General features: G+C 71.1%; 11 protein-coding genes. 3 read left to right on the forward strand and 8 right to left on the reverse strand.

Going from position 1 to position 13,648, the window contains the following annotated elements:
• Nucleotides 1–2: 2 nt before the first annotated feature.
• The gene (locus tag ACFO4E_RS14695) at nt 3–398 is read left to right on the forward strand and encodes an ATP-binding protein (protein ID WP_378574891.1); all 396 of its coding nucleotides are present in this window, start codon (nt 3–5) and stop codon (nt 396–398) included.
• Between the two features lie 56 nt (nt 399–454).
• On the opposite strand, the gene ACFO4E_RS14700 is transcribed toward ACFO4E_RS14695, so the two are convergent.
• The 3 genes from ACFO4E_RS14700 to ACFO4E_RS14710 all read right to left on the reverse strand — a co-directional run bounded on the left by ACFO4E_RS14700 (nt 455) and on the right by ACFO4E_RS14710 (nt 5,749).
• On the reverse strand, nt 455–2,908 hold the full coding sequence (locus ACFO4E_RS14700; RefSeq protein ID WP_378574893.1) for an ATP-binding protein: 2,454 nt from the start codon (nt 2,906–2,908) through the stop codon (nt 455–457).
• A 336-nt stretch (nt 2,909–3,244) separates the two neighbouring features.
• Nucleotides 3,245–3,811, reverse strand: a complete 567-nt coding sequence (locus ACFO4E_RS14705) for a DUF4232 domain-containing protein (protein WP_378574895.1) — start codon at nt 3,809–3,811, stop codon at nt 3,245–3,247.
• 363 nt (nt 3,812–4,174) lie between these two features.
• Entirely contained in the window at nt 4,175–5,749 is a 1,575-nt protein-coding gene (locus ACFO4E_RS14710; protein ID WP_378574898.1) for a succinic semialdehyde dehydrogenase, read from the reverse strand.
• 208 nt (nt 5,750–5,957) lie between these two features.
• Between ACFO4E_RS14710 and ACFO4E_RS14715 the strand changes: the two genes are divergently transcribed.
• Entirely contained in the window at nt 5,958–7,313 is a 1,356-nt protein-coding gene (locus ACFO4E_RS14715; RefSeq protein WP_378574900.1) for an FAD-dependent oxidoreductase, read from the forward strand.
• Between the two features lie 22 nt (nt 7,314–7,335).
• Here the strand turns inward: ACFO4E_RS14715 and ACFO4E_RS14720 are convergent, their stop codons facing one another.
• Together ACFO4E_RS14720 and map are read right to left on the reverse strand one after the other, a co-directional pair.
• The gene (locus tag ACFO4E_RS14720; RefSeq protein ID WP_378574903.1) at nt 7,336–7,572 is read right to left on the reverse strand and encodes a hypothetical protein; all 237 of its coding nucleotides are present in this window, start codon (nt 7,570–7,572) and stop codon (nt 7,336–7,338) included.
• Nucleotides 7,573–7,844: 272 nt separating this feature from the next.
• On the reverse strand, nt 7,845–8,627 hold the full coding sequence (map, locus tag ACFO4E_RS14725) for a type I methionyl aminopeptidase (RefSeq protein ID WP_378574905.1): 783 nt from the start codon (nt 8,625–8,627) through the stop codon (nt 7,845–7,847).
• Nucleotides 8,628–8,691: 64 nt separating this feature from the next.
• On the opposite strand from map, the gene ACFO4E_RS14730 reads away from it, so the two are divergent.
• Nucleotides 8,692–8,994, forward strand: a complete 303-nt coding sequence (locus ACFO4E_RS14730; RefSeq protein WP_378574907.1) for a helix-turn-helix domain-containing protein — start codon at nt 8,692–8,694, stop codon at nt 8,992–8,994.
• Nucleotides 8,995–9,100: 106 nt separating this feature from the next.
• On the opposite strand, the gene galE is transcribed toward ACFO4E_RS14730, so the two are convergent.
• The 3 genes from galE to ACFO4E_RS14745 all read right to left on the reverse strand — a co-directional run bounded on the left by galE (nt 9,101) and on the right by ACFO4E_RS14745 (nt 13,648).
• Nucleotides 9,101–10,132: a UDP-glucose 4-epimerase GalE gene (galE, locus tag ACFO4E_RS14735; RefSeq protein WP_378574908.1), complete on the reverse strand. Its 1,032-nt coding sequence runs from the start codon at nt 10,130–10,132 to the stop codon at nt 9,101–9,103.
• Between the two features lie 455 nt (nt 10,133–10,587).
• Nucleotides 10,588–11,049 (reverse strand): GNAT family N-acetyltransferase, encoded by a 462-nt coding sequence (locus ACFO4E_RS14740; RefSeq protein WP_378574911.1) that lies wholly within the window; start codon nt 11,047–11,049, stop codon nt 10,588–10,590.
• 43 nt (nt 11,050–11,092) lie between these two features.
• A complete protein-coding gene (locus ACFO4E_RS14745) occupies nt 11,093–13,648 on the reverse strand; it encodes a polynucleotide kinase-phosphatase (protein WP_378575139.1) in 2,556 nt (851 codons plus the stop codon).

The following is a 13,648-nucleotide window of genomic DNA, read 5'->3' on the forward strand; positions in this document are numbered from 1 at the left end:
GCGTGCGGTGCTTCCGCAACTCGGATCCGAACCTGAGCCGCGCCGCCTGGGGCAGCCACAGCGGGTTCGACATCCCGGGGGACACCATCGCCTCGGCCGTGCTCCTCGTCTCGGAGGGCGTCACGAACGCCATCCGCTACACCGCCAGCGGGCGCGGCGGGGTCTTCACGGTCACCCTGCGGATCGACACCCACCGGATCACCATCGAGGTCGACGACGAAGGGTGTCCCGCTGGCGGGACACTGCCCTTCATCCGTCCGCTCACCCCCATGGCCCAGCACGGCAGGGGCGTGACCCTCATCGACTACATAGCCGACACCTGGGGCCCACTCCCCGACCCCCGAACTGGAGTCACCTTCACCCTCACCGGCCGGCCCGCCGGGACATCCGTCGCCTGATCCCGGCGCTGCGGATAGGCGTGGTCCTGCCACCGGCGGGGCGGGACCGCGCCACTTCAGACCGACTTGCGCTCGGATCCAGGGTGGTGTGGTCCGTTCCCGGACTCACCTTCTGGGTGCCCAACACGCCGCACAAGGGTTTCCCGGAGCTTCACGGCTTTCGGGTCCGTGAATCCAGTCAGAGCGGCCATCGCTTCGCGGCGTTGATGTCGGGCTTGATCAGCGGCTCCGGTCTGGTCCAGAGCTGTGGCGAGGTTGTTGAGGGCGAGGGCGAGGAACCAGCGGTTGCCCAGGTCCCGCTGGGCCATCACTGCTATGCGGTGAAAATCGGCAGCTTGTTCGGGTCGACCGAGTTCCTGGTAGGTCTCGCCGGTCGCGCCCATGGCTTGGGCTTCCCGATTTCGGTCGCCTATCTCACGGTGGATGGCCGCGCAGCGTTGGTACGTCGCAAGGGCGTCGGAATTACGGCCATATGCCCGCTGAACAAGGCCGAGCTCCAGCAAAGCAGCCCCTTGAAGCACCGGGTTGTCAAGTTCGTCCGCTATGGCTCGCGCCTGCTCGGTGAAGCCGAGCGCTTCCTCGCATCGCCCCAATACCCGGTGGGCTCTACTGAGGTCGAGTAGCGGATCGAAGCGGGCAACCGGGTCGAGACCGACACCGCCGCCGAGCACCAACGCCTCGCTGGCGGAATCTATCGCCTTCTGCGGTTCGTCCAGTTCGATGTAGGTCGAGGCGAGGTTGGCCGCTGCGAACGCCTTCCATCCGGGATGGGACGACGCATCGGCCACTTCCCTGAGCCGGGAGAACTGGGAGCGAGCGCCATCCAAGTCACGGCGGCGAAGGAAAGTGAGACCGAGACTGTTGATCGACTCGGCTTCACGTGAACGCATCCCGGTATCGCGATATATCGTCAGCGCCGTTTGGAGGAGTCCGATGGCCGCACCGGTGCGATTCGCCTTATTATGAGCGGTCCCGAGAGCCATCAGGATGAGGGCTTCGCCGACTCGATCACCTTGCGCTCGGACTTCTGTCAAGGCGATATCCCCCAAGGCGAACCAGTCATCGAACGGGGACCGGTCGACTTGGAGCGCATGGAGAACGGCGAAGATCTTCCAGGAGACATCACCCCGACCTATATCTCGGGCCACGCGGGCGACGTCCAGGAGATTGCCCTGCTCATCCCTGTACCATCGCAAGGCCTCGGCGTGGTCGGCAAAGCTCAGTGGAGTGACGCCCTCGGGTAGGGGGCCGACATCCATGACCTCGGTGATGTTCTGAGTGGAGGCGGCCGCCGTGGCGGTGTGCAGGTACCAGTCAAGAACATGGGCCAGCGCCGCATGGCGATCATCCGGAGTCTCGTCATGGTGGGCTTGGCCCGTCGAATATGCCCGTAGAAGGTCGTGGAACTGGTAGCGACCCGGCACCTTCTGCTCTAGGAGGTGCGCGCCGGCGAGCACATCCAGTAGATGACGGGTCTCGCGTACCGGATGCGCCGCGAGTGCCGCCGCGGATTCGACGGTAAAGTCGTCGCCCGGATGAAGACCAAGGAGACGGAAGAGACGGGCGGCCTCCGGATCGAGTGCCCGGTAAGACCACGCGAAGACCGTCCGCACGGAGTCGGAGTCCTCGTCAGTGGAGAGGGCGTCCCACAGAGAGGACTCACTGCGCAGGTCGGCAATGAGGTCACTCAACCGCAGATACGGACGGCTTGCAGCACGTTCAGCGGCGATACGCAGGGCCAGCGGCAGGCCGACGCAGAGTCGGGCGAGCTCGGCGAGCTCCCCCGGGTCGTCGGTCGGACGGTAGTTCTCGGTGGTGTCGCGTACCAGCGCGACGGCTTCGTCGGAAGCGAGCGTCTCCAGATCGAGGCGGTGGGCGCCGTCTCTGACCATGAGCCCGGCGAGGCGATTTCTGCTAGTGACCAGGACCACGCATTCTGCTGCGCCGGGGAGCAGGGGGCGAATCTGGCCGACCGTTGCGGCGTTGTCCAGAACGATCAGTAGACGACGCTTGGCCACCTGTGAACGGAATTGGGCTGATCGATCCTCAAGGTCAGAAGGGATCGAAGTGGCTGGAACGTCCAAGGCCCGGAGAAACCGCTCAAGAGCCTCCCCTGGGCCCAGTGGAGCCCGGGGGTCATAGCCGCGTAAGTTCACGTACAACTGACCGTCGGGGAACCGCTCCCGAGCACGGTGGGCCCAGTGCAAGGCCAGCGAGGTCTTGCCCACACCGGCAGTCCCCGTGATCATGCAAAGCGCCAGTGTAGGGCTCTGGTCGCGTTGGGCCATGAGCGTGTCCAACCGCGCCAGGTCCGCCCGCCGATTCACAAACCCCCGCACATCCGCGGGCAGCTGGCGCGGAACGGATCCGGGTCGAACGGGTGCGGCGGAATGAAAATGCACCCCGCCGCTCACCTGGTGGGACTGAACCACATTGGCGGCAGAACCCGACAACTCCGAATGTGTGTCTCCGTAACGGTTCGACGGCTCCTCAGGCAGACCATGCTCCATACCAACCCGCCCTACCTCACCGCTACTCGACCGCACCGGTTGCGCACAGAGAATACCCGGTCCCCATTCAGCACGGGAAACGGCATCACCGATTCGTCACGAGAGCGCCGATTGACGAGCCTGAATCGACTCCCCGGCCGGATGCCGACCGCTTCACAAGACGGGCGGAGTGGGGTCGGGCTAAGGTCCCGGCGTCCGCGAAAGCGGCCGGGGGCGTCCTTTCGGGCGCCTCCGGCCGCGGTCCAGGTCGTACCGGGGTCCGTCCACCCGATGGCGACCTTCCGGGCACGTCCCCCATGCTCGGCGCGGTCCGGGTGGACTTAGGGGTCAGACCTCTCAGGCCCCGACCTTGGTGATCTCGGAGATCGTGGACACGCTCAGCTGGGTGGCGCACACGCTGTCCTGGCCGTCGGTGGAGTAGGAGAACGGCTCGCCTTCGTTCATGAACTGCAGGTACGCGCTGCCGACCTCGGTCGGCTCGCACTCCCACTCGTCGTAGTTCTCGGTGTTGGGGCGGGTGATGGTCATCACGGCCTCTTCCCCGGGGGAGAGGGAGAACACGGAGTCGGCGTCGCCTTCCTGCTGGGCGAACCCGCCGATCCGCTCGCCCTCGTCGTCGCCCCAGTACATCCGGTCCAGCGCCCCGTACATCGTGCAGGCCTCGTCGTCGTAGGGCGAGGCCGGCGGCAGCTTCTCGAAGGTGACTTCGATGTACACGTTTCCGGCGGCGCCCTCACGGCTCATCTCCGTGATGAAGTCGGTCGAGACGCAGTCCCGGACGCTGGTGGTCCCGGCCTCGGATCCGTCCTCGGCGAAGGCGGCCGGGGCACTCACGGCAAGGGCGGAGGCCACCACGGCCCCGAGAGCGAACGTCCGAGCCGGGCGAACACCGATCTTCTTCATTTCGAACAGCCTCCTTCTAGGTATATGTGCTTGATTTAAATGCGAATGCACGATGTGCGATGCCACGGTCGCGATCTTTGTTCGCCGCCAAAGCGAGAAAATTTCAAAACAATCCTGACCAGCACAAATGGCGCCTCATCCAGCGGGGGATGTGCGGCGCCTTCCGTTCAATGCCGGACCGAGCGCCGCCGCCGAGGCGGGAAGCGCCGGCACCGACGGGCATGAAGGCGGGCCGGACCGCGACGATCCGGACGCGGGGAAGAAGTGCTCGGGACGCGCCCGGGGATGCGCGAAGCGCGGCGGGTCCCCGCGCACGCACCTACCGGGGATGCGCAACCGCTTCAGCGGGCGCCGCACAGGCACCTAGCGGATGCGGAACCGCTTCATCAGCCGGGCTCCGAGGGTGAGGGCCTTCGCGAGGGTCTCGGCGTCCATTCCGGGTGGGCCGGCGATGCCGACGACGTGCTGGCTGGCGATGGCCTGCGGCTCGGTGTAGCGCAGCAGCCCCTCCACGCCGTGGCGGCGGCCGAGGCCCGACCGCTTCATGCCGCCGATCGGGGCCCCGTAGCTGGCCCATGTGGCCCCGTAGCCCTCGTTGATGTTCACGGTGCCGCTGCGGATGCGCTCGGCGAGGCGCCGGCCGCGGGCGACGTCGCGGGTCCAGATGCTGGCGTTGAGCCCGTAGCCGGTGGCGTTGGCGCGTTCGACCGCCTCGTCCTCGTCGCCGAAGCGGTGGAGGGCGGCCACCGGGCCGAACGTCTCGTCGTCGCACGCGTCCATGTCCGCGGTCACCCCCGCCAGGAGCGTGGGCTCGTAGAACAGCGGCCCGATGTCGGGGCGGGGACGGCCGCCGACCAGGACGTCGGCGCCCTTCGCGCGGGCGTCCTCGACGTGTGCGGTCACCCGGTCGAGCTGGCGCCGGTAGGTGAGCGACCCCATGTCCGCGGTGAAGTCGAACTCGGCGTTGAGCGTCATGTCGCGGACCGCGGCCACGAGCCGGCCGGCGAAGTCGTCGTGGATCGCGTCGTGGACGTAGATGCGCTCCATGGAGACGCAGAGCTGCCCGGAACTGCTGAAGCACGCCCGCAGGACACCGTCGACCGTACGGTCGAGGTCGGCGTCCGCGCAGACGATCGCGGGGTTCTTGCCGCCCAGCTCCGCCGAGCACCCCACCAGCCGGGCGGCTGCGCGCTGGGCGATGTGCGCGCCCACGGCCGAGGAGCCGGTGAAGGCGACGTGATCGGCGTGGTCGATGAGGGCGTCGCCGATCTCGGCGGGTTCGCCCAGGACGGGGATCCACAGGTCCTCGGGGAGCCCCGCCTCCACGAGCAGGTCGATGGCCCACAGCGCGGTCAGCGCGGTCTGGGTGTCGGGTTTCGCGACGACGGCGTTGCCCGCGATCAGCGCGGGGACGGCGTCGCTCACGGGCAGCGTGAGGGGATAGTTCCACGGGGTGATGACGCTGACGACGCCCTTGGGCCGGTGGTGCACGTAGGTGCGGGTCGCCCCCGGCACAGCGCCGGGGGTGCGGCGGCGCCGAAGCATCGCCGGGGCGTGCCGGGCGTAGTACAGGGTGCCGCCGGCGGCGTCGTAGACCTCCTCGAAGGCGTGCCGCCGCGCTTTGCCGGTCTCCCATTGGACGATGTCCAGGATCTCGCGCTGGCGGTCCAGCACCAGGTCGTGGAAGCGCTCGAAGGGTGCGGCGCGCTCGCGCGGCGTCCGGGCCGCCCACGCCGCCTGCGCGGCGCGGGCGCGGGCGAAGGCGCCGGCGACGTCCGCCGCCGAGGACTGCGGCAGTTCGGCGAGCGGCTTGCCGGTGAACGGCGCGCTGGTGGTGGTCGCGGAGGCACCGGACGCGGCCGCGACGCGGCGGATGAGTCTGCTGATCAGCGCCGGATCGAGCATCGGGGCCTCCGAGGGGCGGACGGCGGGTGCCATGCCGGCGAGCCTAGTCCGCCCGCCCCCTCCTGACTACCCACCGGTAACCACGTTTTCGCGGCTCATTCGGGGCAGAGGACCGAGGTGCCCGGAACGTCGCCCACATCACAGCCGCGACCCCCTGGACAGGGACAGGTGACGGGGGTTTCTATTTCATCAGGCGTTGAATTAACGCCGATGCAACACGACGCGGTCTTTGGAGGCTGCAATGACGCACACCGAGACGCATGCCGATGCCGAGACGACCACCGTCGCCATCGCCGGGGGCGGCCCCGCGGGGATCATGCTGGGCCTGCTGCTGGCCCGGGCGGGGGTCGACGTCACCGTGCTGGAGAAGCACGGCGACTTCATCCGCGACTTCCGCGGCGACACCGTGCACCCCTCGACCCTGGAGCTCCTCGACGAACTCGGCCTGGCCGAGGAGCTGGAGGGCATCCCGCACCGCGACGCCGACCGCCTCACCATCGGCTCCGCGGAGCGGCCGATCATCACCGCCGACCTGAGCCGGTACCCGTGGCGGCACCCCTACATCGCGCTGATCCCGCAGTGGGACTTCCTGAACATGCTCGTCGAGCACGCGCAGCGCTACCCGGGGTTCCGGCTGCTGATGCGCGCGGAGTGCACGGACCCGATCGAGGACGACGGGGCCGTGCGCGGGCTGCGCTACATCCAGCGCGGCGAGGACGGGTCGGAGGAGGCGCGCGAACTGCGCGCCGTGCTCACCGTCTCCGCCGACGGTCGCAGATCGCGGCTGCGCGAGGCCGCGGGGCTCGTCCCGGTCGACCTGGGCGCGCCCATGGACGTGCTCTGGCTGCGCGTCACGCGCGACCCCGATGCCCCCGAGGTCGGCCTCAACGGCCGCCTGGGCACCGGCGCCATGGGGGTCGCCATCGACCGGGGCGACTACTGGCAGGTCGCCTACCTCATCCCCAAGGGCGTCGAGGGCGCCGACGACGTGCGGACCCGCAGCGTCGAGGAGTTCCAGGAGCGGCTGCTCGAGGTCCTGCCCTTCCTCGGCGAACACGTCCGCGAGGTCGACGACTGGAGCAAGGTCGCCTTCCTCGAAGTCGGGCTCGACCGGCTCAGGCACTGGTTCCGCCCCGGCTACCTGTGCATCGGCGACGCGGCGCACACCATGTCGCCGATCGGCGGGGTCGGCATCAACCTCGCGATCCAGGACGCCGTGGCGTCGGCCAACCTGCTGGCCGAGCCGCTGCTGCGGGCGCAGGCCGAACCGGAGCGGTTCGAGCGGACGCTCAACCCGGCGCTCCTGGCACGTGTGCAGCAGCGGCGCTGGGCCGCCACGGCGGGCACCCAGCTCTTCCAGCAGGTCGTCCAGCGTCAGGTGATCCAGCGCGTGCTGTCGTCGCGGAAGGAGCAGCCGATCCCGTTCCCCCTCCGCACGGAAGCGGGATCGCGGGCCTGGTCGCGGGTCGTGGCGCGGGTGATGCTGCGGGGCATCCGGCCCGAGCACATCCGCACGCCCGAGCGTTCCGCCCCCGTGGTGCCCGCCCAGAAGCGGGTCCCGTCGGTCACCCGGGCCACCGCGCAGGGGCCGTCGTGAACCCGGGCGTCCCCGTGCGGGGTCAGGCGCAGTAGGCGCCGCGCGCCGGCCAGGCGCCGGTCTCGCGGACGGTGCGCACGACCTTGGCCCGCGCCCACCGCACGGCGTTGGGAACCGGCCCGCCGCCCCAGCCGCGCAGTCCGAAGTCGTCGACGCCCAGAGTGAAGCGGAACCTCGCGGGGTCGTCGGCGTCGCCGCACGTGTAGGAGACGGTGTCCGGCCCCTCACCGGATCTGGCGAAGAGCACGTGGATCGCCATCAGGGCGTCCCTTCCTTCCGCGCCCGGGACCGGTCGCCGGGCGCCGCCTCGGCCGCACCCGGTCCCGCTGACCTTGATGTGGCCCGCGTTCCCCAGCGCGCTCATCCGCCGGGGCAGGTCCGAATCGCTGACGCCGATGTGGTCGCGCAGGAAGCCGAAGCCGGCCTGCTCGCCGTTGGCCGGACCGGATCGGCCGCTAGCCGGGTGCCCGGCCGCCGGCCCACGTCGCCATCGCACCGGCGGCCGGGGCCCCTGCAAACGGGGCCGCGACCTCACGCGTGCGCCTGCTCCGGCAGCGTGAGGATCTCGGCTCCGTCCTCGGTGATGGCGATCGTGTGCTCGCTGTGTGCCGTCCGGCAGCCCGTCGCGCTGCGGAGCGTCCACCCGTCGGCATCGGTGACGAGGTCGGCGGTGTCCGCCATGACCCACGGCTCCAGTGCCAGCAGCAGCCCGGGGCGCAGTCTGTGCCCGCGGCCCGGCCGTCCGGTGTTGGACACGTGCGGGTCCTGGTGCATCGTCGATCCTATGCCGTGCCCGCCGAACTCGGTGTTGATCGGGTATCCCGCCGCGCTGAGGACCGTGCCGATGGCATGGGAGATGTCGCCGATGCGGGCCCCGGGGCCGGCGGCGGCTATCCCCGCGCTCAACGCGCGCTCGGTCGCGCTGATCAGCGCGACGCTCTCCGGGGGAGCGGATTCGCCCACGATGAAGCTGATGGCGGAGTCCGCGGCGACTCCGCCCAGGGAGACGGCGAGGTCGAGGGTCAGCAGGTCGCCGTCGGCGAGCGCGTAGTCGTACGGCCGCCCGTGGAGCACGGCGTCGTTGACGGCCGTGCAGATGTAGTGGCCGAACGGCCCGCGGCCGAAGGACGGCGCGTAGTCGACGTAGCAGGACTGCGCTCCGGCCTCGGCGATCATGGCGGCGGCCCACCGGTCGATGTCCAGGAGGCTCGTGCCGACCGCGCTGCGGCCCTTCAGGGTCTGCAGGATGTCGGCGACCAGGGCGCCCGTGTCCTTGGCTCGGGCCAGCTCGGTGGGGGTCAGGATCTCGATCATGCGGCGTCCTTATCGCGTGCCAATAACTATACCGGTCATACTATCCCGGTACTATGATCGGGCCATGGTCAGGTTGCCGCTCACTCCCGCAGAGGTCGAGCGCGGACAGCGTCTCGGCGCACTCCTGCGTCGCGCCAGGGGGGAGCGCTCGATACTCGAGACCGCGCTCGACGCGCGCGTCTCACCGGAGACCCTCCGCAAGATCGAGTCCGGCCGCGTAGCGACCCCCGCCTTCCCGACCATCGCCGCGATCGCCGATGTCCTCGGCCTCTCCCTCGATGCGGTGTGGGCCGAGATCAACCAGCCCGAACACGGTGCCGAACCGACCGGCTCCGGTCACACCCCGCGCGAGCGGCTGGCCTCGTAAGTCCCGGACCGCGGCGGTGCCGGAGGCGGGGGAAGCGGGGCGCGGCTCCCGGCCGATGCCCCGGTCGGCACGCCCGGTGAGACCGCCCTGAGGCCGGCGGACGGACCTACTCCGAGCCGTCCCGCTGGCCGGCGAATCCGTGGGGGTTGGCGGCCTGCCAGCGCCAGGCGTCGGCGCAGGCGTCGGCCACCGTCTTCTCGGCCCGCCAGCCGAGGCCGCGCAGTGCGGCGGAGGGGTCGGCGTAGCAGGTGGCGATGTCGCCCGGGCGCCGCCCGGTGATCTCACAGGGGACCGCGGTGCCGGCGGCGTGCTCGAAGGCCCGGACGGCCTCGAAGACCGACGTGCCGCGGCCGGTGCCGAGGTTGTAGGCGCGGAAGCCGGTGGAGTCGGCGAGGTGGTCGAGCGCGGCGACGTGTCCGCGTGCGAGGTCGGTGACGTGCAGGTAGTCGCGCACCCCGGTGCCGTCGACGGTGTCGTAGTCGTCGCCGAAGACGCTCAGTTTCGCGCGGTGGCCGGAGGCCACCTGGGCGATGTAGGGGAAGAGGTTGTTGGGCACGCCCTGGGGGGCTTCGCCGATCAGGCCGCTGGGGTGGGCGCCGATCGGGTTGAAGTAGCGCAGGGCGGTGATGCTCCAGGCGGTGTCGGCGACCGCGAGGTCGCGCAGGATCCGCTCGGCGAAGAGCTTGGTGGCGCCGTAGGGGTTGGTCACCGACAGCGGCATGTCCTCGGTGATGGGGACCGTGGCGGGGTCGCCGTAGACGGTGGCCGAGGAGCTGAACACCATCCGGTGCACGCCGTGGTCGTGCGCGACCTCGCACAGCGCGAGCAGGGCGTCGAGGTTGTTGCGGTAGTAGCGCAGCGGCTGCCCCACGGATTCGCCGACCGCCTTGAGCCCGGCGCAGTGGACGACGGCGTCGGGGGCGTGGTCGGCGAACGCCTTGTCCACCACCGCGGGGTCGGCGCAGTCGCCGACGAGAAGGGGCACGGCCGCCCCGGTGATGCGCTCGACGCGGCGCACGGCCTCGGCGAAGCCGTTGGCCAGCGAGTCCAGGACCACGACCTCGTGGCCCTCCGCGATCAGCTCCACGGCGGTGTGCGTGCCGATGTACCCGGCACCGCCGGTCAGCAGGACCTTCATGGGGACCTCCTCGCGTGCGACCCCCGGCCGCGGACGAATGACGGGAGCGGGGACAGTGGTGCCGGGCCGATCCGCCGCCGCACCCCGTACCCGGTCGGCGACCCGACGCCCCGAGCCTACCCGCGCCACCGCGACCACCGGCGCGTATGCCCACCTGTATGCCCACCTCGCCCCTTGCCGCCGGGCCGGTACGGGCAAGGATGGCGCCCCCTCGCGGCGATGATCAGGCCGGGCCCCCGCCATGCCGGGGCCCGGCCGCGCCACCGCGCCGCTGCGGCGTCCGTATCCCCACGGACGCCGAACCCGCCCGGCGCGGCCGACTGCCGCCCCCTCGTACCGGCACCGGCCGATGCACAGCCTCCGGGCGAACCCGCCATCCGCTGGTTCGGTTCGAGTGTGGCGGCGACGGTCGCCGATGGGGGCCGGAGCCGGTGGCACCGGGAACCGGCGATCTGTCACCGGGTCTCGTCGAGCACCAGCATGACGTGCTCGTCCCCGCCGTACCGGACCGTCGCGGTGCGCCGGAATCCGTGCTTCTCCAACAGGCGCACCGAGGCGGTGTTTCCGAGGAGGGGGTCAGCGTGAAGGGGGCGGGTCTCCTCACGCTCCAGGAAGAGCGCCAGCGCCCGCGTGCCGATGCCCCGGCCCCAGTACCGCCGGCCGAACCAGTACCCGAGGAAGCGCTGATCCTCGTCCCACCACGCCACCAGGTTGCCCGCCAACTCCCCGCTGACGGTGACGGCCTGCACGAAGACGTCGGGGTCTCCGAGGACCCTGGTCGTCCAGTGGGTCATGAAGGCATCCCGCGGCCGTGGCGGAAACTTCGAGCGCCGCGCCGCCTCAGGGTCGTGCTCGTGCGCGAAGAACACCTCCAGATCAGCCGGCCCGACATCTCTCAACCGCACCTGGTCACTCATGACGGTGAGTCTGCCACCGGCCGTTGACAATCCCGCGGGCCGCTCACAGGCGCGGGTCGACGGGTTCGGATTCCAGGGCGAGGATGGCGAACACCGGTTGGTGGACCCGCCACAGGGGCTCGCCGCGGGCGTGGCGGGACAGGGCTTCCCGGCCGAGTTTGTGCTCGCGCAGGGCGAGCCCGCTCTTGCGGCCGAGTTTGCGGTCGCGAAGCGCCTCCATGCGCTGGGGTTCGAGGTAATCGGGGCCGTAGATGATCCGCAGGTACTCGGGCCCGCGCACCTTCAGCCCCGGCTGGACGAGCCCCTTGCGCCCGGTGGTCAGCGCGCCGTCGAACGGTTTGACGACCATCCCCTCTCCCCCGGCCCCCACCAGGTCCTCCCACCACGCCGTGGCGGCGTCGGTGGCCTTGGGGTCGGTGGTGTCGACCTCGCGGTAGCGGGTGGTGCGCACCATCGGGCAGTGCTCGGCCAGGGCCTCGGCGACCCCCATGTGCCACACGTGGTCGCGGTCGCTGAACTCGGCGCCCTCGGCGGCCAGGACCGCGAACGGCGCGTAGCGCAGGCCGGCCGCGCCGTCGGTGGGCCAGGTGTAGCGGCGGTAGACCGCGCTGAACGACTCGACCGCGGCATCGTGGCGGTCGACGTGCCCGGCGAGGTCGACGACGTCCAGGCCGCGCCCGGCCGCCGCGGCCAGGGCCCCGGCCGCGGCGGGAAGGGCGGCGCGCGCCGCCGCCCCCACCGACGCGTACTGCTCGCGGATCAGACCTTCGGCCTTGGCCGACCACGGCAGCATCTCGCCGTCGAACGCGATCCAGTCGGTGGCGAACCGCTCCCACAGCCCGGCGGCGCCGATGCCCTCGCGCAGGGTGTCGAGCACCGCGGACTCGGTGTGCGGATCGGCGAAGAACGGCCGGCCGGTGCGCGTGTAGACGGCGCCCCCGGCGCCGGGCACGAAGCGGCGTGCCGCCGCTATGTCGTCGCGGCAGACCACGACGACGGCGCGCGACCCCATGTGCTTCTCCTGGCACACGACCCGCCCCACGCCCGCGCCCAGGTAGTGCGCGAACGCCTCGCCGGGGTGCTCCAGCAGCCCGGGGTCGGCGGACGTGGGGGCCGGGGCCATGGTCGGCGGCAGGTACAGCAGCCAGCGGGGGTCGACGGCGAACCTGCTCATGACCTCCAGCGCGGCCGACGCGTTCTGCTGCGGGACGGAGACGGAGCCGTGCGCGGTCGCCACCGGCTCCCCGCGGTCGGGGCGGTCGGAGACGACGTCGCCGATGTCGAGGACACCGGCCGCGCGCGACGGGTCGCGGTCGAGCGCGTGGCCGGCCCCGCCCGCCCCGCCCGCGAACGGCTTGGCGGGCTCGAACCAGACCTCCTGGGCCGGCACGTGCACGAGGTCGCGTTCGGGGTAGCGCAGCGCGGTGAGCCGTCCGCCGAAGACGCAGCCGGTGTCGAGGCAGATGGTGTTGTTGATCCATTCGGGCTCGGGCGTGGGGACGTGCCCGTAGACGACGGCGGCGCGGCCGCGGTAGTCGAGCGCCCACGGGTGGCGCACGGGCAGCCCGAACTCGTCGGTCTCGCCGGTGGTCTCGCCGTAGAGCGCGAACGAGCGGACCCGGCCGGACGCGCGCCCGTGGTAGTCCTCCTTCAGCCCGGCGTGGGCGACCACGAGGCCGCCGCCGTCGAGGACGTAGTGGCTGAGCAGGGAGTCGCAGAAGGCCAGCGCCCCGGCCCGGAACTCCGGGGTCTCGCGGTCGAGCTGCTCCAGGGATTCGGCGAGGCCGTGGGTGGTCTGCACCTTGCGGCCCTTCAACGCCCGCACCAGCTTGTTCTCGTGGTTGCCGGACACGCAGAGGGCGTCGCCGTCGCCGACCATGCCCATGGCCAGCCGGAGCACGCCCGGGGTGTCGGGTCCGCGGTCGACGAGGTCGCCGACGAACACGACGGTGCGCCCCTCGGGGTGGCGGGCGCCGACGGCGCGGCCGAGGTCGTCGCGGCGGAGGGCGTAGCCCAGCGCGGCCAGCAGCTCCTCCAGCTCGGCGCGGCAGCCGTGGACGTCGCCGATGATGTCGAACGGGCCGGTGAGGTCGCGCTTGTCGGTCCAGCCTTTCTCGGTCCGCACGACCGCGGACTCGGTCTCCTCAGGGCCGTTCAGCACGTGCACCGTGCGGAAGCCCTCTTTGCCCAGCCGCTTGAGGTGGCGCTTGAGATCCCGGGTCTGCCGTGTGATCACGTGCGGGCCGAACTCGCGGTCGGGGCGCTCGGCGTTGCGCTCCCGGGCGAGCCGCTGGGGGACGTCGAGCACGATGGCGGTGCTCAGGACGTCGTGCTCCTTGGCGATCCGCACCAGCTGCGCGCGCACCTGCGGCTGCACGTTGGTGGCGTCGACGACGGTCAGCAGGCCGCGCCGCAGCCGGGCGGCGACGATGTGGTGCAGCAGGGCGAAGGCGTCGCCGCTGGCGGACTGGTCGTTCTCGTCGTCGCTGATCACGCCGCGGCAGAAGTCGGACGACACCACCTGGGTGGGCCGGAAGTGGCGGGCGGCGAAGGTCGACTTCCCCGACCCGGACACCCCGATGAGCACGACGAGGCCCAT

This window comes from Nocardiopsis mangrovi, assembly GCF_042653925.1.
Classification (GTDB): domain Bacteria; phylum Actinomycetota; class Actinomycetes; order Streptosporangiales; family Streptosporangiaceae; genus Nocardiopsis_B; species Nocardiopsis_B mangrovi.